At 55.1% G+C, this 25,043-nt stretch carries 28 protein-coding genes and 1 other RNA gene; 11 read left to right on the top strand and 18 right to left on the bottom strand.

Going from position 1 to position 25,043, the window contains the following annotated elements:
* Positions 1 to 87: 87 nt before the first annotated feature.
* The 5 genes from KB213_RS02965 to KB213_RS02945 form a co-directional block, all read right to left on the bottom strand.
* Positions 88 to 834 carry a TlyA family RNA methyltransferase gene (locus KB213_RS02965; RefSeq protein WP_211680602.1) on the bottom strand — a complete coding sequence of 249 codons (747 nt, stop codon included), beginning with the start codon at positions 832 to 834 and terminating at the stop codon, positions 88 to 90.
* Positions 835 to 836: 2 nt separating this feature from the next.
* Positions 837 to 2,822 carry a 1-deoxy-D-xylulose-5-phosphate synthase gene (dxs, locus tag KB213_RS02960; RefSeq protein ID WP_211680601.1) on the bottom strand — a complete coding sequence of 662 codons (1,986 nt, stop codon included), beginning with the start codon at positions 2,820 to 2,822 and terminating at the stop codon, positions 837 to 839.
* Positions 2,823 to 2,826: 4 nt separating this feature from the next.
* Positions 2,827 to 3,729, bottom strand: coding sequence for a polyprenyl synthetase family protein (locus KB213_RS02955; RefSeq protein ID WP_211680600.1), 903 nt, complete (start codon positions 3,727 to 3,729; stop codon positions 2,827 to 2,829).
* The gene (locus KB213_RS02950) at positions 3,726 to 3,977 is read right to left on the bottom strand and encodes an exodeoxyribonuclease VII small subunit (protein ID WP_211680599.1); all 252 of its coding nucleotides are present in this window, start codon (positions 3,975 to 3,977) and stop codon (positions 3,726 to 3,728) included. The genes KB213_RS02955 and KB213_RS02950 overlap by 4 nt, the downstream gene beginning before the upstream one ends.
* Positions 3,978 to 4,094: 117 nt before the next feature.
* Positions 4,095 to 4,349: a sulfurtransferase TusA family protein gene (locus tag KB213_RS02945; protein ID WP_211680598.1), complete on the bottom strand. Its 255-nt coding sequence runs from the start codon at positions 4,347 to 4,349 to the stop codon at positions 4,095 to 4,097.
* Positions 4,350 to 4,488: 139 nt separating this feature from the next.
* Here KB213_RS02945 and KB213_RS02940 point away from each other — a divergent pair, with 139 nt between their 5' ends.
* Together KB213_RS02940 and KB213_RS02935 are read left to right on the top strand one after the other, a co-directional pair.
* Positions 4,489 to 4,833 (top strand): hypothetical protein, encoded by a 345-nt coding sequence (locus KB213_RS02940; RefSeq protein ID WP_068169164.1) that lies wholly within the window; start codon positions 4,489 to 4,491, stop codon positions 4,831 to 4,833.
* Between the two features lie 5 nt (positions 4,834 to 4,838).
* A complete protein-coding gene (locus KB213_RS02935; protein WP_211680915.1) occupies positions 4,839 to 5,318 on the top strand; it encodes a hypothetical protein in 480 nt (159 codons plus the stop codon).
* Positions 5,319 to 5,409: 91 nt separating this feature from the next.
* Here the strand turns inward: KB213_RS02935 and KB213_RS02930 are convergent, their stop codons facing one another.
* The 3 genes from KB213_RS02930 to KB213_RS02920 form a co-directional block, all read right to left on the bottom strand.
* Complete coding sequence (locus KB213_RS02930; RefSeq protein ID WP_211680597.1) at positions 5,410 to 6,195, bottom strand: hypothetical protein; 786 nt, start codon at positions 6,193 to 6,195, stop codon at positions 5,410 to 5,412.
* A gap of 52 nt (positions 6,196 to 6,247) precedes the next feature.
* The gene (locus tag KB213_RS02925; RefSeq protein ID WP_211680596.1) at positions 6,248 to 7,579 is read right to left on the bottom strand and encodes an NCS2 family permease; all 1,332 of its coding nucleotides are present in this window, start codon (positions 7,577 to 7,579) and stop codon (positions 6,248 to 6,250) included.
* An 86-nt stretch (positions 7,580 to 7,665) separates the two neighbouring features.
* Positions 7,666 to 9,705, bottom strand: a complete 2,040-nt coding sequence (locus KB213_RS02920) for an AsmA family protein (protein ID WP_211680595.1) — start codon at positions 9,703 to 9,705, stop codon at positions 7,666 to 7,668.
* Positions 9,706 to 9,821: 116 nt separating this feature from the next.
* On the opposite strand from KB213_RS02920, the gene KB213_RS02915 reads away from it, so the two are divergent.
* Complete coding sequence (locus KB213_RS02915) at positions 9,822 to 10,367, top strand: biliverdin-producing heme oxygenase (protein ID WP_211680594.1); 546 nt, start codon at positions 9,822 to 9,824, stop codon at positions 10,365 to 10,367.
* Here the strand turns inward: KB213_RS02915 and KB213_RS02910 are convergent.
* The 8 genes from KB213_RS02910 to KB213_RS02875 all read right to left on the bottom strand — a co-directional run bounded on the left by KB213_RS02910 (position 10,364) and on the right by KB213_RS02875 (position 19,363).
* Positions 10,364 to 11,758 carry a glycosyltransferase family 2 protein gene (locus tag KB213_RS02910; protein ID WP_211680593.1) on the bottom strand — a complete coding sequence of 465 codons (1,395 nt, stop codon included), beginning with the start codon at positions 11,756 to 11,758 and terminating at the stop codon, positions 10,364 to 10,366. The two genes, KB213_RS02915 and KB213_RS02910, sit on opposite strands and share 4 nt — an antisense overlap.
* A gap of 8 nt (positions 11,759 to 11,766) precedes the next feature.
* Positions 11,767 to 13,569 (bottom strand): translation elongation factor 4, encoded by a 1,803-nt coding sequence (gene lepA, locus KB213_RS02905; RefSeq protein WP_068169235.1) that lies wholly within the window; start codon positions 13,567 to 13,569, stop codon positions 11,767 to 11,769.
* A 149-nt stretch (positions 13,570 to 13,718) separates the two neighbouring features.
* Positions 13,719 to 14,720 (bottom strand): peptidoglycan -binding protein, encoded by a 1,002-nt coding sequence (locus tag KB213_RS02900; RefSeq protein ID WP_211680592.1) that lies wholly within the window; start codon positions 14,718 to 14,720, stop codon positions 13,719 to 13,721.
* A gap of 4 nt (positions 14,721 to 14,724) precedes the next feature.
* Complete coding sequence (locus KB213_RS02895) at positions 14,725 to 15,852, bottom strand: flagellar motor protein MotA (RefSeq protein WP_211680591.1); 1,128 nt, start codon at positions 15,850 to 15,852, stop codon at positions 14,725 to 14,727.
* Positions 15,849 to 16,598, bottom strand: a complete 750-nt coding sequence (locus KB213_RS02890; protein WP_211680590.1) for an OmpA family protein — start codon at positions 16,596 to 16,598, stop codon at positions 15,849 to 15,851. Before KB213_RS02890 ends, KB213_RS02895 begins: the two co-directional genes overlap by 4 nt.
* A gap of 124 nt (positions 16,599 to 16,722) precedes the next feature.
* Positions 16,723 to 17,556: an inositol monophosphatase family protein gene (locus tag KB213_RS02885; protein WP_211680589.1), complete on the bottom strand. Its 834-nt coding sequence runs from the start codon at positions 17,554 to 17,556 to the stop codon at positions 16,723 to 16,725.
* 34 nt (positions 17,557 to 17,590) lie between these two features.
* A complete protein-coding gene (efp, locus tag KB213_RS02880) occupies positions 17,591 to 18,157 on the bottom strand; it encodes an elongation factor P (RefSeq protein ID WP_068169201.1) in 567 nt (188 codons plus the stop codon).
* 132 nt (positions 18,158 to 18,289) lie between these two features.
* A complete protein-coding gene (locus tag KB213_RS02875) occupies positions 18,290 to 19,363 on the bottom strand; it encodes a lysine-2,3-aminomutase-like protein (RefSeq protein ID WP_211680588.1) in 1,074 nt (357 codons plus the stop codon).
* Positions 19,364 to 19,461: 98 nt separating this feature from the next.
* On the opposite strand from KB213_RS02875, the gene epmA reads away from it, so the two are divergent.
* The 3 genes from epmA (at position 19,462) to KB213_RS02860 (ending at position 21,742) form a co-directional block, all read left to right on the top strand.
* Positions 19,462 to 20,457 carry an EF-P lysine aminoacylase EpmA gene (gene epmA / locus KB213_RS02870; RefSeq protein WP_211680587.1) on the top strand — a complete coding sequence of 332 codons (996 nt, stop codon included), beginning with the start codon at positions 19,462 to 19,464 and terminating at the stop codon, positions 20,455 to 20,457.
* A gap of 110 nt (positions 20,458 to 20,567) precedes the next feature.
* Positions 20,568 to 21,002, top strand: a complete 435-nt coding sequence (locus KB213_RS02865; RefSeq protein WP_211680586.1) for a hypothetical protein — start codon at positions 20,568 to 20,570, stop codon at positions 21,000 to 21,002.
* Between the two features lie 44 nt (positions 21,003 to 21,046).
* Positions 21,047 to 21,742, top strand: a complete 696-nt coding sequence (locus tag KB213_RS02860; RefSeq protein WP_211680585.1) for a fasciclin domain-containing protein — start codon at positions 21,047 to 21,049, stop codon at positions 21,740 to 21,742.
* Between the two features lie 6 nt (positions 21,743 to 21,748).
* Here the strand turns inward: KB213_RS02860 and KB213_RS02855 are convergent, their stop codons facing one another.
* Positions 21,749 to 22,327, bottom strand: a complete 579-nt coding sequence (locus tag KB213_RS02855) for a thiamine phosphate synthase (RefSeq protein WP_211680584.1) — start codon at positions 22,325 to 22,327, stop codon at positions 21,749 to 21,751.
* Positions 22,328 to 22,342: 15 nt separating this feature from the next.
* Complete coding sequence (locus KB213_RS02850; RefSeq protein WP_211680583.1) at positions 22,343 to 22,723, bottom strand: hypothetical protein; 381 nt, start codon at positions 22,721 to 22,723, stop codon at positions 22,343 to 22,345.
* Between the two features lie 71 nt (positions 22,724 to 22,794).
* On the opposite strand from KB213_RS02850, the gene KB213_RS02845 reads away from it, so the two are divergent.
* From KB213_RS02845 to KB213_RS02825, 5 genes are all read left to right on the top strand, one after another.
* Entirely contained in the window at positions 22,795 to 23,013 is a 219-nt protein-coding gene (locus tag KB213_RS02845) for a hypothetical protein (protein ID WP_157070841.1), read from the top strand.
* Entirely contained in the window at positions 23,014 to 23,355 is a 342-nt protein-coding gene (locus KB213_RS02840; protein ID WP_211680582.1) for a cell division protein ZapA, read from the top strand. It abuts the gene before it with no gap.
* Positions 23,356 to 23,403: 48 nt separating this feature from the next.
* Positions 23,404 to 23,561, top strand: a non-coding RNA gene (gene ssrS, locus KB213_RS02835) — 6S RNA.
* On the top strand, positions 23,548 to 24,129 hold the full coding sequence (locus KB213_RS02830; protein ID WP_211680581.1) for a 5-formyltetrahydrofolate cyclo-ligase: 582 nt from the start codon (positions 23,548 to 23,550) through the stop codon (positions 24,127 to 24,129). Before ssrS ends, KB213_RS02830 begins: the two co-directional genes overlap by 14 nt.
* Positions 24,130 to 24,131: 2 nt before the next feature.
* Positions 24,132 to 24,947 carry a TIGR00282 family metallophosphoesterase gene (locus KB213_RS02825; RefSeq protein ID WP_068169240.1) on the top strand — a complete coding sequence of 272 codons (816 nt, stop codon included), beginning with the start codon at positions 24,132 to 24,134 and terminating at the stop codon, positions 24,945 to 24,947.
* Positions 24,948 to 25,043 lie beyond the last annotated feature (96 nt).

Genomic DNA, 25,043 nt, shown 5'->3' with positions numbered 1-25,043 from the left:
CAAAAAGAGGAAAAGTGTAAAATTTATTTATTATGATTTGGCAATGATTTTGTCTGTGAAATTTGACCGATAGCGCAGAGTGCTATGTTAGTTTTCCGTAGTACGGCGAGCCGCGATGAGGAATTCGACATTGCCTTCAGGCCCGGTGATGGGGCTTCGTTCAATGCCAATGACGGTCCACCCGGGCTGAGCATTGAACCATTCCTGAATTTCGGAGCAGACACGTTCATGCACGAGGGGGTCACGCACGACACCTTTTGCACCCACTTCTGCGCGCCCGGCTTCAAACTGAGGTTTGATAAGGGCAATGGCCCATGCGTCCTCAGTCGTTAAGGCTAGGGCTGCAGGGAGAACGGTTTTTAGGCTGATGAAGCTGGCATCACAAACAACAGCCCCAATTGGGTCAGGGATTTGTTCAGCCGTTAGTGCGCGGGCGTTGGTTTTTTCCATGACGATGACGCGTTCATCGGAGCGGATTTTCCACGCGAGTTGCCCGTGGCCGACGTCAACGGCGTACACTTTTTGTGCGCCATTGGTCAGCAGCACATCGGTAAAGCCACCCGTGGATGCGCCGACATCAACGGCGATGCGTCCCTCAGGGTTGAAACCAAAATGTTCAATGCCGTGGATGAGTTTAAGGCCGCCACGGGAGACCCAGGGATGGTCCTGCCCTTTGAGGGACAGGGGAGCATCCTCAGGGAGTTGATCTCCAGCTTTGGCGATGCGTCGATCTCCTGAATAGGCCAAGCCAGCCATAATGAGGGCTTGAGCGCGGGTCCGGCTTTCAACCAGGCCGCGGTCTACGAGGAGTTGATCGACGCGTCGTTTTGCCATGATTAAGCAGTTTTCTCTGCATTATTGACGTTTTTGAGTGCCGAAAGAGCGCTCTTGACAATGTGTGGTGCGGTGAGGCCTGCTTCTTCGTACTGAGCCTCTGGTGTGTTGTGGTCGATGTACTTGTCGGGGAAGGCCATGGGGCGGAACTTCACCTGATCCAGTAGTCCTGTCTCTGCCAGATGTTGTACGACCAAGCTGCTGAAGCCGCCGATAGCGCCTTCTTCCAGTGTGATGAAAACATCGTGGCGTTTGGCCAGTGTTTCGACGAGGTCGGTGTCGATTGGCTTCGCAAAGCGAGCATCTGCAACCGTGACGGACAGGCCTTGTGCGGCAAGTTCATCAGCAGCGCGCAGAGATTCGTTTAGGCGTGGGCCGAGAGAGAGAATGGCAACGCCAGATTTGCTATCTGGGGTGTGCGTGCTCTCACGTACGATACGGCCTTTACCGATGGGCAGGACCTCACCCTTTTCAGGAAGGTCCAGACCTTCACCGCTGCCGCGTGGGTAACGGAAGGCAATCGGGCCGTCATCATATTCGCAGGCTGTCGCGGTGGCGTGCAGCAACTCGACTTCATCAGATGGTGCCATAACGACCATATTGGGCAGGCAGCACAGGTAGTTCAGGTCAAAAGAACCTGCATGCGTTGCGCCATCCGCTCCGACGAGGCCAGCGCGGTCAATCGCGAAGCGAACGGGGAGGTTTTGTAGTGCGACGTCATGCACGACCTGATCATAGGCGCGTTGCAAGAAGGTTGAATAAATGGCGCAGATTGGGCGCAAGCCTTCGCTGGCGATACCAGCAGCAAATGTCACGGCATGCTGCTCTGCAATGCCGACGTCAAAGAAGCGGTCTGGGTGCTTTTTGGCGAAGGCGTTGAGGCCGGTGCCGGAGGGCATGGCAGCGGTGACGGTGATCAGGCGATCATCGGTTTCCGCACGGCGCATAAGCTCACGGCTAAAGATAGAGGTGTAGCTTGGTGGGCCTGCAGGGGCCTTGCTTTGCTCACCCGTGGCGACGTTGAACTTGCTGACGGCGTGGTATTTATCACCAGCGGCTTCGGCTGGTTTGTAGCCGTGGCCTTTTTCCGTTTGGATATGCAGCAGGATGGGGCCTTGGTCATCCGCATCGCGCAGGTTGCGCAGGATGGGCACCAGTTGGTTCATGTCGTGCCCGTTGACGGGGCCGATATAGTAAAAGCCCAGTTCTTCGAACAGGGTGCCGCCGGTGATGATGCCTCGTGCGTATTCTTCGGCGCGCTTGGCGGTGCGCTCAATCTTGTTCGGCAGGCGTTTTGCAAATTTGCCAGCCAGATCACGCAGGTTGAAGAACTGGCGGGACGTCAGAAGGCGTGACAGGTAGTTGGACATGGAGCCGACTGGCGGTGCAATCGACATCTCATTGTCGTTCAAGACGACGATGAGGCGGTTTGCACCGGGGCCAGCAACGGCGGCGTTGTTCATGGCTTCATACGCCATGCCAGCCGAAATGGAGCCATCACCGATAACGGCGATGACGTTGCGCTCATGGTAGCTGGGGTCTTCTTCCGCGCGCAGGTGGTGCGCTACGGCCATGCCGAGGCCGGCTGAGATAGAGGTTGAGGAGTGCGCTGCGCCGAATGGGTCGTATTCGCTTTCTGCGCGGCGTGTGAAGCCGGAGAGGCCGTGTGGCTTACGCAGGGTGCGGATGCGGTCACGGCGGCCGGTCAGGATTTTATGGGGGTAGGCTTGGTGGCCGACATCCCAGATGATCCGGTCATCCGGCGTATTGAAGACGGAATGTAGGGCGACGGTAAGTTCCACTACGCCGAGCGATGCACCAAGGTGACCGCCTGTTGTGGAGACTGCGTCGACCGTCTCGGAGCGGAGTTCGTCTGCGAGTTGACGGAGTTGGTCAACGGACAGGTTGCGCATGTCTGACGGGAGGTTAACGCGATCAAGGATCGGGTAACGGCCGAAAGTCGGTGGTGTTGTTTTTGTATCGTTCATTAACTCAGCTCCTGCGCTCGACGACGTAATCCGCCAAGGCCCGGAGAGCCTCTGCCTGTGCGCCAAAAGATGAAAGGGCCTCTCGTGCTTCATCGCTCAGGCGGCGTGCTTCTGCACGTGCGCCGTCAATGCCGAGCAGAGAGACGTAAGTTGATTTGCCGCTGGCTTCGTCCTTGCCAGCAGTTTTGCCGAGTTCTTCTGCGCTGGCGGTTGCGTCCAGCACATCATCGGCGACTTGGAAGGCTGTGCCGAGGCGTAGGCCATAGGTGACGATGGCGTCACGGCGTTCATCTGTGATGCCCGCCAAGATTGCGCCAGCTTCGGCTGCGTAGCGGATCAGAGCGCCCGTTTTGAGCGCGTGCAAGCGGCGGACCTGGTCCAGTGGCAAGGCGCGGCCTTCGCCACGGATATCGATGACTTGACCGCCGACCATGCCAGCCGCGCCAGATGCACGTGCGAGAGCCAATGTCAGTTCTGCGCGGATTGTGGCATCGGCGCTGGTTTCAGGCTCTACCAGAACTTCAAAAGCGCGTGTTTGGAGCGCATCACCAGCGAGAATGGCGATGGCTTCATCAAACTGACGGTGCGTTGAAGGGCGGCCGCGGCGTAGGTCATCATCATCCATGGAAGGGAGGTCATCATGGACGAGAGAATAGGCGTGTAGGAACTCAACGGAGGCCGCTACGCGCAGCGCGGCTTGATGGTCTGCACCGAAGAGGGAGGCGACTTCTACAGCCAGAAAGCCGCGCAGACGCTTGCCACCGCCGAGGGCTGCGTAGCGCATAGCTTCCAGCAGGACGGATTCATCGCCGGGGACCATGGGCAGCAGGGTATCGATGGTGCTTTCGATTTCCGTGCAGGCTTGGGCGAGAGCAGATTTTAGGGATGTATTGTTAGAGGTGCTCATTGGCCAATCTCGTGGTTGTCGGCCAGCGCTTCAGTGCCGGTCGTGCCGTCATTTTTCTGGACAATTGCGCGTACGCGCATTTCCGCTTCACCGAGTTTAGAATCACAATGGCGGCGCAGCTCCGAGCCGCGCTCGTAAGCAGCGATTGCGTCTTCGAGCTTAAGTTGGCCGCCTTCCAGACCGCGCACGATGCGTTCCAGTTCGGAGAGGGCATCTTCAAACGATAGGGTGGTGACGGGGTCGGACATGGTAACTCCCAAGACGTGCTCAAGGGCGGAAGTGGATGAAGGTAGCGAGGGATTACCGTTTGTGGACGGTTTTTGCCAGCCCCACAGCGATTTTGATGGGGTTTTGTTGCAAGAAGGTCAGTCTTGAGAAAGATCTTCTCGTTTCCGGATCACAAAGGAGAACTTTCCGCTGCTTTCAGAGAACGCGACGAGGGCGTGTCCTGTTTCACGACAAAATGCCTGAAAATCAGCGACGGAGGCTGGATCTGTGGCCAGAACGCGTAAGCGTGTTCCGGCTGGAAGAGTCTTGAGCGCACGGTTCGCTTTGAGAACGGGCATGGGGCAATTAAGGCCGCATACATCCAACAGGGGCTCACTCGGGGGAGTACTCATGATTGCCTTTATGCTTTGTTCTGCCGGGAAGGCCAAGATGCGAATTTGATTGTGGTTTCGTGCATTTTTGTCTAGTGTTATGGCTTAATGCCACAAAGCGCTCCTCCGGGGGCGCTTTTTTTTTTGGACTGGAGGGGCCATGGCAGAGATGGGGGCGATGATGCTGGAGCGTGATGAGGGGGGTGAAGGGCGTGCTTATACGTTGCGTATGCTGGAAGATCGGGTGCTGCGGCTGGAGACTGTGGCAAGTGGTTTGTCGGATCGGCATGAGCAATTACGTGTGGAGACGCGGCAGGAAATTTCGTTTTTACGAGATCAAATGAAAAATCTGGAGACCAAGATGGAGGAAGGTCACAGACTTGTGAATGAAAAATTAGACCGATTAATTGGAGGGCGTGCGGTTTTGACAGGGCTGGTTACGTTAATCACGTCTATTTTGGGGACGGGTGTGGTTCATTTTGCCTTTTCTTTGGGGACGCGATGAGCATGCTGAGTGGAGTCAATTTAACGCAGCTGAAGCAATGTATCATTGAGCCTAGCCTTGCGGATTTAGGGCTGGGCGGTGATGTCGCGGTGAATTTATTGGCGGGTACGGCTTTGGTGGAGAGTCGTGGTGCGTATTTAAAGCAGGTTGGTGGCGGGCCTGCGTTGGGTTTGTGGCAGATGGAGCCTGCAACGCATGATGACTGTTGGAATAATTATTTACGGTATTCGGGAGCGCGGCATTACGCGGTTATTCTTGAAGGCATGTTGGCGCAAGATCAGCCGAGATGTCAGCAATTAGTGAGTAATTTGCGGTATGCTTGTGCGATGGCGCGTATTCGTTATTTTCGTGCGCGTGATGCGTTGCCGAGTGTGAGTGACCCGCAGGCGCTGAGTCGGTACCATAAGGTATGGTATAATACATGCCTTGGGGCGGCAGATGCGCAAGCGAATGAAGCGTTGTTCCAAGCGGCCATTAAGGCTTGAAGGCATAAGGTTTAAGAGCGATGTCGGGGATTGGTTTTGCATCACGCTCCCGACATCGCCACCCCTCTATAAAACAATTATTGTGACCAGATCATGGCAGTCCCACGAGAGGGAGTGTGCGTGTGATGGGGGAGCCTTGGAATGTCGCTGGGCCAGTATGGCTGAGTGCAAGGCCGCGATGGAGCCAGAATGTCCCGCCTATTGCGTTCCAGCGGTGGCAGAAAGCGAAGTCCTCTGAGAGATAGGTGCCGTTATCGGGAGAGATGAGGCAGTCAAACAATGCGTAGGCATCGTTTTGATGGTGTTGTGGCCCGTGAGGGGTGTGGGTGTGCTGCGCGTCTATGCGTGTGTAACGTGTTTCTGGGTAGGCTTTAATCATATCGAGCAGCATGGTGCGTGTGAGCAGCATAAAGCCGGTGCCGACGTAGGAAACGGGAGTGATGGTTTCCGGTGGGGCAGTTGGGCTGTCGTACAGTGCGGCGCAATCTCCGACGTAGCGGAGGCTGGCGGTGTGTGGATGTTCGCCCGCGCGTAAAAAGCGCTCGGTATTGTGGTCCCAGTAATGGGATTTGAGCGGATAAGCTCCACCGATGGCCTCTTTTTGGGCTTCAAGAAGAGCTACGATATCGTTGATTGTAAAGCCGATATCACTGTCAATGAAAAGAAGGTGTGTGGCGTCACTCGCAGTGAGGAATTGGTGCAGCAGAGTATTACGTGCACGGGTGATGAGGGCGTCACTTCCTAATGTGGAGAGAGTAAAAGACACATTGTGCTGAGCGGCTTTGGCCATGCAATCAAAGACGGATTGCATATATGTTTGGCTTACATTTCCACCGAAGCAGGGTGTGGCGATGAAGATATGGGGGCTTTTGCTCATAACAATGAGTATGCCCCCAATACTTTTAAAAAGGCGTTAAAGGCCGGGTATTTTAACCGCCAATATGAGATTGTAAGATCATATAAAAGACGAACGCGGCATCGAGGCCAAGCACGATGGGGGTGAGGCGTTTGAACTCACGCTGGGCGAGGGCAATGCCGGTATAGAGCAGCAGGCCGCATGTTAGGCTGAGCATAAAATTGCCAGTGATAGCGGCAATGAGCAGCATGATCATGGGGGGCAGGCCTTTGGCGGGCTCTGTTGGGAGTTGATTGAGGGCGCCAAGCATACTGAGGCCAACCAGGATTAAGACGGGGGCTGTGGCTATGGCTGGAATGGCGGTGATAATGGGCCAGAAGAACGAGGCCAAGCCGAATAAAACGGCTACGATGAGCGCGCAGAGGCCTGTACGGCCACCAGCTTCTACCCCGGCGAGGCTTTCGACATAGGCCGAAACGGTGCATGTGCCGAGCCCCGCGCCGATAATACTGGCGGCGCCATCGGACGCGAAGGCGCGGTGGTCGAGGCTATTATTCCCATTTTCGCGGGTGAGGCCTGCGCGTTGTGCGACACTCATGAGGGTGGCGGTTGCGTCAAAGAAATCGCTGATCAGGAAGTAGAGTGTAATGGGTAATAAAAGGGCGATTTTGTTCCAAAAATCATGAAAATCGAAGGGAAGGAACATTTGGCTTGGGTAGTGGGGCCAGTCCATCATATGGGTGGGTAAGTGTGTAATAGGGCCGTGCTTATCTTTTATGATGAGGCCGAGTGCCGTCAACACGATAATGCCGATGAGCAAGCCCGCAGGAACACGCAAGACGGTGAGAAGGGCGCAGAGTAGGACGCCAAAGAGGCAGAGCAGAACGGATGGGTCTGAGAGAGAGCCGAAGCTTAACCCTTCAGGGCCGGGCGCCGCGATACCACCGGTTGTGAGGCCGATGCGGGCGATGAAGGCGCCGAGTGCGATTTGGATGCCGAGAACAATGCTGGGCGGGAAGCCTTGAATAATGCGCTGTCGGACGCGGCTGACAGAGAGAGCTGTGAAGCATAGGCCACTCATCAGCACGACGGTGAACGCTGTGCTGGGACGTACATGAGCTTGCTGAACGATGATTTGTGCAAAGAGAACGTTACTGCTCATGGCGGGGGCAAGGGCAATTGGCAAGCGCGCCCATAGTGCCATGAGAAGTGTGCCCGCGATGGCGCCCGCAATGGTGGTCATGACCATATCGTGCCGGTCTAGACCTGCTCCGGAGAGGATCATGGGGTTTACGGCGACGATATAGGCCATAGCCCCAAATATGGTCAGGCCCGCGATGATCTCACGCGGGATGGTGGAACCACGGGCCGAGATATGGAACCAACGGTCAAGGAAAGAGAACAACGGTCAGGCACTCCGGCGGAATAATGCGTTTGGGGCATTATAAGGCAAAGAGTTCTGACCGCTATAGATGGTGCTCTTTAGAAACGTTAAGCGTGATGTTTATGCTTCATGTGCTGTGCATGTTTTGGCGCTGGGCTTGTGGTGGAGCCGGGAGCAATGCCTGCTGCGGGGTGATTGTCTGCTTTTGAGAGAGCTTGTTCACAGGCTGATCCTTCGCCAACTCCGAACTGAATGGTGGGTAGAAGCGCTGCGGGAGGGAAGAGGATGCCAAGGCCAATCGTGGCAGCGACACGGCCCACAAGCTCCGCACCGGGTAGAATGGTGGGGGAAGCAATGGGGCCGCTGATATGAATGGCGCCGGGTAGGGACAAGATTTGTGGGTGCACGGCGCGCGTGGTCATGGCGTAATCTAGCGTATCATTGCGGAAATTGATGCTGCCATTGCCGGTCGTGCGGGTGGTGCCTGTTTGTAGGAGTAGGGAGCGTGTTTTTAAAATACCATTTTCAAGCGGCATATCGGCGACGAGGCAATCCAATTTCGAACGATCAGGGATGCCAAGAGCTGAGAGGACTGCGGCGCCAAGTTTGAGGCCGAGTAGGTCCGGTAAGAGGGCGGTGATGTTCCCCCCTCGGTCTAGAACAAGTGTGATGCCACCGCTGCCATTGGCGACAAGGGTGGCGACGGAGTTGCCTGTAGAGGTGAGGGTGACGTGCCCACCGATGGTACCCTGACCTTGGAACATATTTGAGGGTTTCATGACGCGTGAGAGCGGCAAGCGTGAGACGTCAAGCTGGACGTGTGTATGAAATTGTTGTGCTGTTGCGGGGTCAAGTTTGGCGGCGGCGCTGATATGGCCGGTGGCAGTGGCAAAGGTGAGGTGGTCGAGTGTGATGGCGCCATTATGCACCGTGAAGGCCGTATCAATATTGTCCAAGGGCCAGTTTTTATTTTCGATATGGTTGCCGTGATATGTGAGCAAGGCATTGGCTGCGTTAAGTTTTGGAACGTCAATTTTATCCGTAGGAAGGATTGCCGTGCTGTTTTTAGGGGCGGGTGGAGCGGTACCGGTTTTTGCGCCGATAAAGCCGCCAAGATCGGCTAAATCTACGTTGCGTGAGTGTAAATGGGATTCAACATAAATGGGTTTTTGGTGTGGGTCGACATGGATGTCTCCGCCGATATCGGATGAACCCATGCGTCCTTCAAACTCGTCAAAGCGAATAGAGGATTGAGAATATCCGAGGTTTCCGGTGACATTATAGGCGGGTGTGTGTGGAATGGGGACGCCCGTGAGTGCGTATAAGAGCGCCATATCTGGCCCGGCAAAATGAAGAGCTAGATGGGTGCCTTTGAAGGCTGTTGGGTCATCAACGGTGCCGCGCAGGGTGATGTAAGTTGGGCCGTTTTCGAGCTTGCCATCGATGGGGTAGGGCGTGGTGTGGCTTGCGAGAGAGAGGAGTGCACCGCCGACGAGATGTCCTGTAATGGGGGCTTGTGCGTAACGGCCGTTGATATCCAACGTGATGGAGCCCGGTGTTTTGCCGTCAGGTTCTGTTGTGTGGATGCGGAGGTGCATATCGGTTTTGAGTTTGGCGAGTGCAATGCGGATATCGGCGTGATGAATGGTAATTTCGTTAAAATGAGGAAGTTCTGTTTTTGAAGAGCTAGAGGTTGTTTGGGCTTTGGATGAATGATCATCGAAGCTGTAATTATTATGGCCGTTTAAGAGGGATACGATGTCCCCTTGAGGGGTCTCGACCCGGATGACGGGAATGAAAAGGCCTTGTTTGGTGATATAGCGCCAGACGTCGAACTTCACGGTAAGAGAGGCCGCGGAGGCAAAGTCTTGTTTCTCATGCTCAAAGCCTGCGGGCTGGCCGACGCGCAGGCCATCAACGGTTACGCTGGTTTTGAGGCCAAGTGAGACATGAAGATGTGTAATGCTCGCTGGGCGATGTAGGGCTGCTGTTGCCTGACGATTAATCAGGGGGACAAACCAGTCCCACTGCCACAGAGTAATAAGCGCGATGATGCCAAGGCTGAAGGCGGCAGCACTATAGGATAAGGCTGTGCGGAGCGGGCGTCGTTTGCGCTGGGTGGGAGGTGTGGTTGGTGGGGTTGTCATGCGCGCCTGCTCCGTGCAGCATTCTGTATTGATATAATTGTTGAGTGTTTAACGCAGAATAGTGCTGAGAGATGCGCCGTTCTTGGGCGGTATGTGAGAAGGTTAAGGCGGTTTCGATGGCGGAGAGACGTGTTCATTCAGATGATTTTTTAACGGAGTTGCGCAAAGCGTGCCGTACGGAGCATGACGGAGTGGATCAGGTTTTTTCGCGCTTTGATCTGCAAGACCCAGAGGATTACGGCGCATTTTTATGTGCACATGCGCGGGTCGTTCCTGTTTTGGAGCGGTGGCTAAAAACGCGTGTCATGGCGGCAGGTACGGTATGGCGGGCTTCAGCTTTGGCAAGCGATATTTGTGCGTTAGGGCACGATATGCCGTCTGAAATAGTGTGGCACCCGATGGAGCGTGATGGTTACGCGATGGGGGTGCATTATGTATTGGAAGGCTCAAAGCTAGGGGGGCGTGTTCTTGCGGCGCGCGTGCCGGTTGATCTTCCTCAGGCGTATTTATCGAGTGGGCATCAAGCGGGTGCTTGGCCGCAGTTTTTGCAGACCCTGCGTGGTGCTTTGACGGAGGGCGATGGGGCCTATCGAGCGGATGTGTTGGCGGGTGCTCGACAGGCATTTACACTTTTTGCTGTGTCGGGGAGGCGCGTGGCTTAGTGGGCAGGCATAACGCTTGCCGGGATGAGGCCGGGAAAAGCTTCTGATAGGCGCGCTGCTTCTTGAGGGGGGAGAAGAGCTATGGCGCAGCCTAGAGCACTAGCATCAACAATATCTTGGTGAGTAAGGCCGTAGAGAAGAGCTGAAAGAGTGTGCCCATGGGCTGTGAGTTCATGATAAGCGGTGAGGCGTTGTGTGTATTCTGCTGGGGGGTGGACTTTCGTCAGGCTTTGTTCAGCCAGCGGGAATACCACGGGGGTATTTGTTACGGGAGAAATGATTTTTCGTTCCCGTGTATCTATGGAGAGCGGGATGTGTGCCAGCAGAGATGCTACGCCTTCAATAGAGAGAAAAGCCCGATTATTCGGGCGCTCAGTCGTGAGGAGTGCTGGCGCAATACCCGTGTCAGGAGAGGGCTTTTCGACGGATAGGATGAGCGGGATATGCCGATCGCGCTCTAAGAGTTCTGTTGGGACGCCTTGGAGGGTATTTGTTGCGGTATTGAGGATTAAGCGCGCCGTTTTTCCGATCGCGAAATGTTGGGCCGATGCAGGGATAGCGGTCTCTTGTGGGAGCGTAATATTGAGACGTTCCGCGAGTTCTGCGGGATCGTTGATGATGGCTTGCGTTAAGCGGCAATGGAGTTCTGCTAATCTTGCCTGATCAATTGCGGCGTGTACTACGCGTGTACGAGGGAGTGATTTTTGGGCGCCGTTCCATTCCTCTGCGTTTTGATTGAAATGTTCCCATGCCTGGGTATGGTCTTCTGTAAGGGCTGTGGTGCTGCCCATGCGCTTTTGAAAATGCTCCTGATCTCCACAAGCAAAGTGAAGAATGCGACCATGGTCCCAATTGGGTAGAGCACGGGTGGACGAGAGCGGATCAGGCAAGGCAGCTTTTGTGTCAGGCTCGATAAAACGACGTGTGATGCGGTGATCTGGGAAGTCGAGTGGTGCATGGCGTGTGAAGCGCTCTATTGGAGCGAAGGGGGCGCCAGTATGATGGCCATTGGAGCCGAAAATACACCAATGCAGAGCCGGAGGGGTCGGGTGTTCTGTTAAGAACTCTTCAAGCGTGGCAGCTTGTTCAAGGTATAAAAATTCATCCACGGCAAGGAAGAGCAGCCAATCAAACTCACCTTCGGCGTCTTGTATGACGGTGCGCTTGAATTTCTGGCGGCGCTCTGATGGGGAGGTGACGCTACTATCAGAGGTATAGACGCGGATGTCGTGGAAGGCAGCAGCGCTTTCGAGTAAGGCTGCTGTTCCATCGGTTGAGTGATCGTCACAGACGATGAGTGTAGAAAACCCCAGTGCCGCATGATGGGCGAGCCACCATCCTAAAGTTTCAAGGTCATTGCGAACAAAAAGAATGGCGGCTGTGCGGAGCATAATGGGCGTTAATCCATTTTCAGGGCTGCAAGGAAAGCACTTTGTGGGATTTCGACTTTACCGAATTGTCGCATGCGCTTTTTGCCTTCTTTTTGTTTGTCGAGCAATTTGCGCTTACGTGAAATATCACCACCATAACATTTTGCGGTTACGTCCTTAGACAAAGCGCCGATGGTTTCACGGGCAATGACTTTGGAGCCAATCGCGGCTTGAATGGCGATTTTGAAAAGTTGTTTGGGGATCAAGTCTTTCAATTTAGTACAGATGGAGCGGCCACGTGATTCTGCGACCGTACGGTGTGCAACGAAGGCAAGTGCGTCGACCGGTTCATGGTTGACCAGAATAGAGATACGCACAAGGTCGCTCTCTTCATAATTATCAACCTGATAATCGAAGGATGCGTAGCCACGTGTGAGGGACTTTAGGCGGTCATAGAAGTCAAACACCACTTCGTTGAGTGGTAGGCGATAGACGGCCATGGCGCGGTTGCCGACATAGGTGAGATCAAGCTGGATACCGCGACGTTCTGAGCAAAGTGTAAGCACGGCGCCGAGATATTCGTCTTGCACCAAGATGGTGGCTTTAATCCACGGCTCTTCAATTTTAGCAATCTGCGTGGTGTCTGGCATGTCCGCCGGGTTATGCAGCTCGACTTCTTCGCCGTTGGCCAGTGTCATTTTGTATACAACGGACGGTGCAGTCGCGATGAGGTCGAGGTTGAACTCACGTGACAGACGCTCTTGGATGATTTCCAAGTGCAGCAGCCCAAGGAAGCCACAGCGGAAACCAAAGCCGAGGGCGGCGGAGCTTTCGGCTTCGAAGTGGAAAGAGGCGTCGTTCAGGCGCAGTTTGCCCAAGCTCTCCCGCAATTTGTCAAAGTCGTCAGCATCAATAGGGAAGAGGCCACACCATACAACGGGGATGGATGGCTTAAACCCGGCGAGAGCCTTTTCAGCGGGGCGGCGGTCGAGGGTGACGGTATCACCAACGGCTACGTCTGCAACGGTTTTGATTGCGGCGTTAATGTAGCCCATTTCGCCTGGGCCAAGCTCTGCGACGTTGGTCATTTTCGGTAAGAAAACACCGACTTGATCAACGTGGTATGTGGAACCAGCCTGCATCATGCGGATGCGGTCGCCCTTGCGGACTGTACCATTCATGACGCGGATCAGGATGATAACGCCGAGGTAAGGGTCGTACCAGCTATCCACCAGAAGGGCTTGAAGGGGTGCATCACGGTCGCCTTGTGGGGCGGGGAGGCGCTGCACCAGCGCTTCCAGTACGCCTTCGATGTTGATGCCAGTTTTGGCGCTGATTTCTACGGCGTCATCGGCTGGAATACCGACAACTTCTTCAATCTGTGCGCGCACGCGCTCCGGCTCTGCGGCGGGGAGGTCAATTTTGTTAAGGACAGGGACGATTTCGTGGTTGGCGTCAATGGCTTGATACACATTGGCGAGTGTTTGCGCTTCTACGCCTTGTGAGGCATCGACCACCAAGAGGGAGCCTTCACATGCGGCGAGGGAGCGGCTGACTTCATACGCGAAGTCCACATGGCCCGGGGTGTCCATCAGGTTTAGTGTGTACATTTTGCCGTCTTTAGCCGGGTAGGTCAGGCGGACGGTCTGCGCCTTAATGGTAATGCCGCGTTCTTGCTCCAGCTCCATCGAATCGAGGACCTGTGCTTTCATTTCACGCTCGGTTAGGGCGCCACACGCTTGGATGAGGCGGTCAGCCAGCGTGGATTTCCCGTGGTCGATATGCGCGATGATGGAGAAATTGCGGATCAGGGAGAGAGGGGTGTCGGTCATGCGTTCATACATAGAACAGAACGGGCCGGGAGGAAATCTCAACCTTGCATAACTTGACCGGGAAATCGGTCTTTCTAGGGTAGCTTCTAGAAGAATTTTTATCTGCGGAGTGGTGGGCGGGGCAGTTGTGGCCCCGCCGGTTTTACAAATTAGCGATCTGTAAGACGGAACTCGATGCGGCGGTTGCGCGCGTAGGCGGCTGTTGTGTCTGCTGAGTCGAGTGGTTGGTAGTCTGAGAACCCTGTTGCGGCGAGATGGTGAGGGTCCACGCCTTCATTGATCAGGAGTTTCACGACGGTGATGGCGCGCTCTGAGGAGAGTTCCCAATTGCTGGGAAAGGCGCTGTGGATAGGTTGACGGTCTGCGTGACCATCGACACGCAGAATCCAAGGCAGGTCTGTCGGGATGGTGGAGGCGACTTGCTTAAAGGTATGTGCAAGGGTGGTGATTTCTTTCCGCCCTGCTGGGGTGAGGTCTGCGCTTCCTTGGGGGAAGAGAATTTCCGACTGGAAGACAAAACGATCACCGACGACATTCACGCCTTTTTGGTCTTTCAGCAAATCACGCAAGCGCCCGAAAAACTCGGAACGATAGCGTTTGAGCTGATTGACTTTATCGGCCAAGGCAATGTTGAGGCGGTTGCCGAGGTCTTTGATCTGGTCGTCTTTGCTGGTGCTGTTCTTTTTTTCTAAATCAAGTGCGTTGCTGATGGCTTGGAGTTGGCGTGTCAGTTCGTCAATCTGCGTTTGAAGGTCTGAAATTTTACTCGTTTGTGTTTTGGCTGCGTTGTCGGCATTGGTGAGAGCTTGCTCACGATCATGCAACTGTCCGGTCAGAGTGGCCAGTTGTGCGGACAAAGCGGTGAGTTGTGCCTCGTTATGTTGTTTATCGGCACCAAGGCTGGCCACTGTTGCGTTGAGCGTGCGGTTTTTATCTTCCGTCATGGCAAGCATGTGGGAGAGTTCAGCGAGTTGCTTTTGTAAAGCATCAAGCGTGTGTTCGCGTCGTGTCAGGGAGACGGACAGGAATTGCTGTCCGACGACAAAGACAAGGAGCACGAAGGTGACGACCATGAGCAATGTGGAGAGGGCGTCCACATAGCCGGGCCATGCATCTAGGGCATTATGAGATCCGCGTCTGCGTCGAGCCATGGGGTTAGTCCTGTCGTACGGTGTTGCCGGACGAAGCGGCGATCGTGCGGGCAAGGACGCGCAGGTCATTGCGGAGTTCACCGGTGGTTTGCATACGGCCTTGCTTCAAATCGTCGCTGAGGCGTGCAAGTTGTCCTTCGATCCGTTCGAGCGGAGCATTTTGAGCGTTGCCATGCAGGTTACGGAGATAAGTGACGAGTTCCGATTGGGTCTCGGCTGTGCGTGTCATGATTTGTTGGTTTGCGCGGAGAAGTTCTGTCATGCCGCGCAGGCGTTCTTGAAGGCCATCGAGCAGTTCGAGCTCACGTGTGCGCCCTTCTTCACCGCGTGAAACAGCATTTTGTAGTGTTTCGAGGTTTTCGGCTGTTTGTTCGAGGAGAGCTTGGACGTAAGCCGGAATTGGCGCGCCGTCTGTATCGACGGCAGCGCTGCCACCGCTGACGCGTGTAAGGCCAGCTAGCCATTCTTCCAATTCATTGAAGAATCGTGATTGTGCTTGCCCTGCGGTGAGGTCGAGGAAGCCGAGGATCAGGGCACCTGCGAGGCCAAACATGGAGCCGGAAAACGCAGTAGACATTCCTGCGAGTGGTGCGGCGAGGCCTGTTTTAAGTTGGTTGAACATGGCATCAAGGTCACCGCTGCCAGCAGACATGCCAGAGATGACGGACGCAATAGAGCTGACGGTGAGCAGCAAGCCGTAGAACGTGCCAAGCAAACCGAGGAAAATCAGCAACTGCGTCATGTAGCGCGAGATTTCGCGGCTCTCATCAAGGCGTGCTGAGAGGCTATCGAGCATTGCTTGTGTGGTTTGTGTGGAAAGGCTGAGTTTGTCGCTACGGCCACGAGAGGCCAGCATGCTTGCCATAGGGGCAAGGAGGCGTGGTGGGTTGGGAGCAGTAAGGCCAGCACGTGATTGGCGCAGCATTTCCACCCAGCTGACCTCGGGCATGAGGCGCTGAACGACGCGCAAATTCCACAGAATACCGAGAATTAAGACGCCGAGAATAACGGAATCAAGCTTGGGATTTGCAGCAAAGGCATGGGTCAATGTGGGTGCCATGGAGGCTGCTAGCGCGATGACCGCCAGCAAGAAAATGCCCATGCGTAGTAAAAATGTGGTGGGTCGTGTCACGGGGTTGGTGTCCTTGATTCGGACGCATTTTGGTCCGGGGTTGAATGGGGTTCTGTTAAAATATCCAGACGATCAGCCGGTGCTGTGTCTGTGGAAGCGGGGCGGCCGAGAGCGCGAGGGTAAATGCGCGTTGTGGCGATACCATGGCTGACGAGAAGGGAACGCACGGTGAGAGCGCGTGCAAGAGCGATGCGTCGCGGCATGGAAATATCATCACCGGGCAGGGCCGCGTAGCTCATGAGGATGACCCGTTTGTCTGGGGCAGTCTTCAAATGCTCAGCAAGGTTTGTGATGGCGGCAATGGTGCCTGCGTTGAGGTCGGCGCTGTTGGGGGCGAAGAGAACGCGAAGGGTGCCATCCGAAAGGGACGCTGCCGAACTACCAGCTTTTGGTGCTGCCACGACGGGGTCTGCGGCAACGGGGGGATGTAGAGGGACATCACCGAATGGAGGTGGCAAAATGACTGGCGGTGGTGGAGCCGTTGGAACGCTAGGCAGGGCTGAACGGGTTTGGCTGGTGTGTTGTGATGGAGGGGCGGAATGAGCGCCTTGAGTGCCAGATGCCGCTGTCGCTGCCGCATTGACGTGATGCAACGGGTTATGTGGCGCATGTGCGGTGGGGGGGGGCATACTCTGCCCTTGCGGCAGGTTGTCAAGATTGGCCGCAACTTGTGCGTTGGCACAATGCGGGGAAAGAACGGCCAGTGCGGCCGTAACGGCGAGGGAGGTTAGGATCGGCCTTTTCATGCGGGGCCAATCCTAACCGAGCCGATGGGGTGGCGGCAATGGTACAACGCACTCGATCCGTGCGTTTGATGCGTGACGTGCTGATATCTCCGCGTCGTTACTCGCCACCCGCTAGGGAAGATGCTTACGCGTCGTCCCGTGTCAGTGCTTCATGCACCAGTTCCTTGAGGGGGGCGTGCATGTTTGCGTTGCCAGCAACGACGATGACGTCATCCGGCAGCTCATTCAGGTCAACGCCGTCTGGGCCGGTTGCGTGGCCACCGGCTTCACGTACGATCAGCAGGCCCGCTGCACAGTCCCAAGGCTTGATGCCGAATTCCCAGTACCCTTCGTAACGGCCAGCGGCGACCCATGCGAGGTCGAGTGCTGCGGCACCGAAGCGACGTACACCAGCAACTTTTGGCATCAATGCAGACAGTACACGTGCGAAAGCCAAGCGGTTTGGACCGCTGACTTTTGCGAATGGGATACCTGTTGCGAAGAGAGCTTCGTTCAGGTTGCGGCGTGCGGATACGCGGATACGGCGTTCGTTCAAGAACGCGCCGATACCCTTTTCAGCCCAGAACATTTCGTTAGCCACGGGGTTATACACCACGCCTGCTACGAGTTCGACAGAGCCGTCAGGGTGGCGGCGTTGCAGGCCGATAGAAATCGCCCAGTGCGGGATGCCGTGCAGGAAGTTGGATGTGCCATCGAGTGGGTCAACAACCCAGCGCCATGTCCAGTTATCACCACCGGAGGCACCGCTTTCTTCCATCAGGAAGGCGTAACCCGGACGAGCGCGGGTCAGTTCTTCGCGGATGATGTTTTCGGCGCGCATGTCAGCCTGAGAGACGAAGTCTCCCGGGCCTTTAATGCTGACCTGAAGTTGTTCAACTTCAGCAAAGTCACGCAGGAGGTGACGGGACGCCTTGTGAGCCGCATTTTGCATCACGGCCATATGCGCAGATAAACGCATGGTTTTTGAACTCCTTAAGTTCGGTCAGGCGTGATCAGTCTTTAGCGCGTTCGACGTATGATGCGTCTTCCGTGCGGACTACGATGCGTTCACCAGCTTCGATGAAAGGCGGCACCAGTGTTTTCACGCCGTTTGCGAGCAGAGCAGGCTTGTAGGATGAAGACGCTGTTTGGCCTTTAACAACTGGGTCCGCTTCTGCGATTTCAAGCGTGACTTGTGGTGGCAGGGAAACGCCAACGGCATCACCTTCAACCAGCTTGACACCCAGCTGCATGTTGTCTTGCAGGAATGGCAGTTGGTCGCCCAGCAGGTCGCTTGGCAGCATGACTTGGTCGAATGTTTCCGGATCCATGAGGACCAGATTTTCGCCATCCATGTAGGAATAGTTGTAGTCTTTGTCTTCCGTGATCAGACGTTCAACGGAATCAGCGGTGCGCCAGCGTTCATTGGTTTTGTTGCCGGTCTTCAGGTCACGCATTTCTACTTGGATGAAAGCGCCGCCTTTACCCGGGGTAATGATCTGCTGCTTTAGAACGGTCCAGCGGCGGCCATCATGCTCGATGACTTGGCCTGCGCGGATAAGATTGGCTTGTTGTTTCATGTCTCTGTCCTGATCCCGAAGGAATTGCGTCTTTATTAAAAAGTACGTTGTGAGCCGCTTCTAGCGCCGCTTTGGGGGGAACGGCAAGGCGGGAGGTTATTTTTCCGGTATCGTTACGCAAACGTGCAGTGTTTAGGTGAAGTGGTTGAGTTCCCCATTAGGAGAACGAACGGCGTTCGGCGTGTTGGGTTCAAGATAGTTGGGGCCGATGGGCACTTTCCCTTTTCCACCCGGAATATCGAGCACATAGGTTGGCCATGCAAGGCCAGTTACACGGCCGCGCAAGCGTGCGAGTAGGGCTTGGCCTTCCTCAATGGGAACATGGAAATGTGCTGTTCCGGGGGCGGAGTCGAGGTGATGGAGATAATAAGGCTTGATACGCGCAGTGACGAGGGCCCGGAGCAAGCCTTCGAGTGTTTCTTCCGTATCGTTCACGCCGCGTAGCAGAACGGATTGCGATAAGACAGGAATAGCGCGGGCTAGAATGGAGCGTATGCCGTTACGTGCTTCTGCGGTGAGTTCGCGGGCGTGGTTAATATGCGCAACGAGCCACATGGCGCAGTCTGTTTCAAGGGCATCTAGGAGTTCTGGTGTTAGTCGTGCGGGGTCTGCAACAGGAACGCGGGAATGAATGCGGATTGTCTCAATATGGGGAATGTTGGAGAGGGCCGCGATAATATATTTGAGACGGCGCGGAGAGAGCATGAGCGGGTCACCGCCGGTAAGGATAATTTCGGTTACCTTTGGATGTTCAGCTATCCACGTTAGCGCGCGTTCAAGATCTTGCTCGCTGAGGAGGCCACCATCGGGGCCGACATGCTCACGGCGGAAGCAGAAACGGCAATAAAGCGGGCAGATCAGGAGAGGTTTGAGTAGTGCTCGGTCTTCATAGCGATGGACAATTCCGGGGACAGGGGAGAGGGCATCATCGCCAATTGGATCAATATTCTCATGGGGCAGGGTGATGGCTTCATGGGCGGTCGGGATGACTTGGCGGCCGATGGGGTCATCAGGGTGGGTTATGAGGTCTTGGAAGGCTTTTGGTACGGCGGTTGCGTAGCGCTCACTGACACCCTCTAAGGCTGTGGCCTGATCTGGGGGGACCAGCCCGGCTGCGACCAAGTCATCCGTATTGCGCAAAACGCGTGAGGCGGATTTGGGCGTGGTGGGGGTAGTGTTGGTGGTGTGTTTAACCCTATCGTGCATGGGCATGGCTCTAGCCTTCTGAGGGGCGGGTCTGCAAGCAATCACGTGTTGCTGAGGGATGTTTTGTTTGCGTCCCTCTTATTATCAAGGATGAAAGCATGTCGGTGACGGCCTTAGACCCAGATCGTCTTGCGGAGCGCCTGCCTTTGTTAAAGCGCCGGATGGAGATGGTGGGGCAGACTCGACGCTTTTTTGAAAAGAGGGCGTATCTTGAGGTGGAAACGCCTTATGCGGTGCCTGTGCCGGGAGAGGAGGTGCATTTGCGCTGTTTCCGCACGGTGTTGGAGCGGCCAGATGGCACATTAGAGGCGCGTTTTCTTCATACCAGTCCAGAATTTGCGATGAAGCGGATTGTTGCGGCGAGTGGGCAGTCCATTTTCCAGTTGGCACGTGTGTGGCGGAACGGTGAAGCGAGCCATACGCATCATCCTGAATTTACGATGTTGGAGTGGTATCGCCCCGGTGCAGATCTTTCGTCTTTGATGGATGAGACGGAAGCTTATGTGAAGGCACTCCTGCCAGAGACGGTTTGGCGTGATGAACGGCATATCCCGATTCATGTGCCGTTTGAGCGTTTAACCATGCAGGATGCGTTTGCGCGTTATGTTGGTGCGGATCTGCTGGGTACGGCGGGGGATGCTAAGGCTCTAGCGCAGCAAGCTCAGGTGGTGTTGCGTAATGGAGAGACGTGGGAAGATCTCTTTTTCCGCCTTCTGCTGGATAAAATTGAGCCTGTTATTGGGCGTGAGCAGCCGACATTTCTGACGCATTGGCCAGCAGAGCAGGCAGCATTGGCGCGCAAAGACCCGGCAGACCCGCGGGGGGCTTTGCGTTTTGAGTTGTATATTGGTGGCATTGAGCTTGCGAATGCCTTTGAGGAACTCACGGACCCGGTGGAGCAAAGGGCACGGTTTGAGGTCGACCGTCAGCGCCGCATTGCGTTAACGCCGGAGCAGGACTGGCCTTTGGACGAGGCTTTTTTGGAGGCTTTGGCCGGGATGCCGGATTGTTCGGGCATTGCATTGGGATTTGACCGTTTAGTGATGTTAGCGACGGGCGCGCCTGCGCTGCGTGACATTTTGTGGTTGGTATGACTGAATGGCAGCTTGCTAGAGTTTAATCCGCAGGCGCGGTCTTTCGCGCTATAGTGTCAGTTCCTGTATTATCCAGTTCTATGCCTATAATCATTGAAGGGTTTGGGATTATGAAAGTCGCACCATTTATCGCTGTTGCCGCATTGTTGGGGCTTTCTGCTTGTGAAGTTCCAACATTGGAACAGCGGAAAGTTTTGGATTCTATAGTCGGTAAAAATGAGGTGGATGTGGTGCGGCAGTTCGGTGTGCCAAGCCGCAGCTTCCAGACACAGGGGCACTCTTTCCTCGCTTATATCCAGAATGCCACAGAATATACCGGTGGCGGCGGCTGGGGCTGGGGAGGTTGGGGCGCGCCAGGCTTTGGTTATGGTGGTTGGGGCGGCGGCTGGGGCGGTGGTTTTGGCGGCTTTGGTGGTGGCTGGGGCGCGCCGGGCTGGGGGTACGGTGGCTTCCCCGGGACAGCGTATAATGTAAGCTGCCAAACGACGTTTGAGTTGGTGGCTGGCCGTGTTGTCGGATGGACAATGCGTGGTGACGGTTGCTGAGCCACTCAGCAAAGGGCCACGAAAAGGTGGTTTGTGGAGAGAATATGACCCAGAACGCACGTTTTATTTGGCCTGTTTTTGCTTGTCTTGCGCTGGCTGGGTGCCATGGTTGGGGGCATCAGAAGATCGTGCCACCGCACCCGCAAGATAGTTTCCAGACCCGTGGTAGCGTTGTAGCGAAATCCATGCCGGATTCTTTGCCACTGACGCGGATGCCCGATATTGACGGACGGGCAGATAGTCCGGCGGCTTATCGTGCTCCAGCTATGCCGTCTTTCGCGGACCGTCCTTTGCAAGAGAATGTGGAAGCCTCGATCGAGCTTGCTGATTATGCGCAGGTTCTGCGTCAAGCTGGTGTGATGCCGTGGTTGAATGGGAATGGCCCATATACCGTTTTCGCAGTGCCTAATGCTGCGTTGGAACGGTTTGCCGCGCAGACGGGTGGGAGTGTGTCTTCATCATACACGCAAGCACGTCTAGCAAGCGTTGCACGTTATACGGTGGTGAAAGGGCATTGGGACGAAGCTGCGCTGAGTAAAGCGATGCAGCGCTCACGGCATACAACGATTGCATTGAAAGCCCTGTCCGGTCAGTGGCTTTATGTGCAAGCCGCGCCAGAGGGGGGCTTCTCTGTTGGTAATGGGCGTGATCCAGCCGCTCGATTGTGGGGGACGTCTTTTCCACAATCGAACGGTGTTTTGTACTTCCTACGTGATGTTGTAGCGCCTGCCCAACGGTAAGGCGATTTACGCTGAAATGGCAGTGATGATGGGCTGTAAAGTGTCTGCATCACTGCCGTTAAGCGCGATAGTAATATCGAGAAAATCGGCTCCGGCATTTTGTGCGGCAACGGCGGCTTCAGCTGTTGTTACGCCTTCTGCAACGCTCGGTAGTTCGGCAACGCTGCACCACCATGTTAGCAAAGCCGTTTCGTGGTGTGGGAACGCAATATAATCCGCGCCGTTCTCCCCAGCCTGCATAGCGTCATCGCGGGTTTGGCAGAACATGCCGATTTGAAGCGTATCGGCAGCGTGACTGCGCCAATAGGTCAGTGCTTCGTAGGTGCTGACATGAATGCCGTCTGCGCTCTCTAGAAAATGTTTTGGGATTGTGTAGCTACTGTCTGATGTGGCGATCATAAGCGCAACATCGTGCTGGTGCAGTTCTTTGAGCAGGCGTTGCAGGCTATGTGCGGATAAATCAAAGGTCGAAGGTAGGCGTAAGGCGGTGACTTCCGGGTGCGCAAGCAGTGCGGGAAGGTGCTGGAGGAGAGCGCAGCTTGATGCTGAGGGATCAATGCTCAGATATAGTTCGGCAGATGGCATGGTTGTGTCTCGGGGTTATGATAATGAAAAAGGGAGGCTGTTGGGGCGCTGGTTTAAAATACGCCCAGTCCACGAGGGGGCAGAAGAAAGGGCTTTTATCTGGGCGGGGGTAGTACGGCAGATTACCCACCCGATTCCAGCATTAAGTGCTTGTTGTGCCAGTGCAGCAGAGGCTCCGCAATCGAGTATTGAAAGAGGGGCTTGATCTCCGACAACCTGCAGCCACCACAGAACACCCAAAGCCGCGCCGCTATGTTCTGGTGCAAGGGCAATCCATGGTTGAGAGTGTTTTTCAGCGCAGGCTTTCTGCTCATATTGTGACGAAATGGTATAAATAGCCACAGATGATGGCAGTGTGGTGCTTGACGGCAGGGGGAGTTCGGGGTTCTTCTGCATAGTGGATATGACTATAAAGGGGTTCCGGCATAATCGGAACGGGCCCCGTGCGGTGGGGAGCGCGCAGCGTTTTGAGCGAACAGCCGGATATGCAAAGCGAGAATGGTGCAATCGAGCGGATCGAAAGTGCGTTTGAGCGTTTGGCCAGTCTCGTCAAGAAGCAGGCGGAAGAGCGAGATGCTTTGGTGCGCTCTCATGATGACCAGCCAGACATCCAAGAGATTGCGGCCAATATTGATGCCTTATGCGTTAGGATCGAAACTGTTCTTGCGCAGACGGGGGGTGAGTAAATGGGGCAAGTTTCTATCCGTTTGAATGGATACACCTATGGCGTTGGCTGTCGGAACGGTGAGGAATCTCACCTGCATGATATGGCGCAGCAGGTGGAAAGTTGGGTGCAGCGTGCGCGTTCATTCGGCGGGGCGCCAAGCGAAGCGAAGACATTGGTGATGGCTGCTCTATTAATGGCCGACGAAATCCATGATTTGCGGCGTGATTTGCAGGCGGCAGAAAAGAAGGCTGAAAAAGCAGCGAAGCCTCCGGCTGATGTGGGCGCTCAGGCAAGGAAAGAGCGTTTGTTGGCATTGGCGGAAACGGCCGAACATTTTATTGCGCAAGCAGAAAACGATTAATTTCAGTTTTTTGCGTTGAAACTCAGAAGAAGGCGGCTCATATAAGCCTCGGAGCTGCCTGGTGCGTCAGGCGAATCAACCCCCGGGCCGATAAGCATTCCTTAGGGAACTGGCTCTGTCGTGGCCCTGGTCACGTTACCCGGTGCCCACCTGCACTTGCAGGTCTAGGAGGGCTGAAAAAGGCCAACGGCTATGGCGGCTCCACATTCTCTTTCTTTAGAATATCAAAAAGCAACTCTGCGGGCGCGTATGTTGCAACGGCGGCGTGTGGGGATTGATGAAGCGTTGGGCGCTGCTCTGAGAGGGCGCATATTGCAGGCCTTAGGTGGCTTAAATGTTCAAACGATTGGGGCCGTTTGGCCTATGGGGCAAGAAGTGGACTTGCGCCCGATATTCCCCCTTTTGTTAGAAAAAGGGTATAATGTAGCCCTCCCCGAAACGCCGCCGAAGGGCGAACCGCTCTTGTTCCGGAAATGGTTGCCTGACGTTGCTATGAAAGAAGGGCGCTTTCGCACGCTTTATCCGGATAGTGCTGTCTTGGTTCCAGATCTTTTGCTTGTTCCGTTATTGGCATTTGACCGGCGGGGATATCGTCTGGGATATGGTGGCGGCTATTATGATAGAACGTTGGCGCGGTTATGTGTGCCAGCGTTTGGATTTGGGGCTGCGTGGCAAGAAGTGCCGGTTGTGCCTACCGGACCTTATGACTGTCCGCTGAGGGGCATTATAACAGAGCGGGACATTATAAGGTCTCGCCTTCGTGGGAAGGTTTGATTTTGAAGATTCTTTTTCTCGGTGACATTGTCGGGCGTACTGGCCGTGAAGCAGTTATGCGGCAATTGCCCGGCTGGCGGGAAAAGCTGAAGCTCGATTTGGTTGTTGCAAATGCAGAGAACGCCTCACATGGGTATGGCTTGTCGCCTGAAATAGGACGCGCACTTCTTAAATCAGGCGTTGATGTCATCACCTTAGGGAACCATGCATGGGACCGGCGGGATATGTTGCGTGAGATTAACCAGATGCCGAATATTGTACGGCCGGTTAATTATCCGCTCGGTACGCCGGGGCAGGGGCATTATACGGTTGATGTTGGTCGGGGGCGTCGTGCTTTGGTGATCAATGCGATGGGGCGTATTTTCATGGACCCGTTGGATGACCCTTTCCGTGCGGTGAGTGACGTTTTGTCACGCCATAAGTTGGGTGTGACCGTTCACGCGGTGGTGATTGATATTCACGCTGAAGCGACAAGTGAAAAAATAGGCTTTGGACATTACTTTGATGGGCGTGCTTCGGTGGTGGTTGGAACGCACACGCATGTTCCAACGGCAGACCATCGTATTTTGCCGGGCGGCACGGCTTTACAGACGGATGCTGGTATGTGTGGTGATTATAATAGTGTCATCGGCATGGGGAAGGAGGCTTCGCTTCATAGATTGGTGCGGAAAATTCCGGGAGAGCGGCCGCAGCCAGCAGAGGGTGAAGCGACTGTTTGTGGTTTGATGGTTGAAACCGATGATGCCACTGGGTTGGCCGTGCGGGTTGCTCCTCTGCGGGTTGGTGGTGGATTAGCGCCAAATTGGCCAGATTTCTGAGTGGGTTGGAAAAACCGGGCAAAGCCCGGTTTTTTTGTATTTTTTTTTTGGTTATTTTTGTTTCGTTTTGCGAATGTATTTTGGGGATAAAGTTTT

Source organism: Neokomagataea anthophila (assembly GCF_018122595.1).
GTDB lineage: Bacteria > Pseudomonadota > Alphaproteobacteria > Acetobacterales > Acetobacteraceae > Gluconobacter > Gluconobacter anthophilus.
The sequence above is the reverse complement of the archived record's forward strand: the minus strand, read 5'-3'. Positions and strand labels throughout refer to the sequence as shown.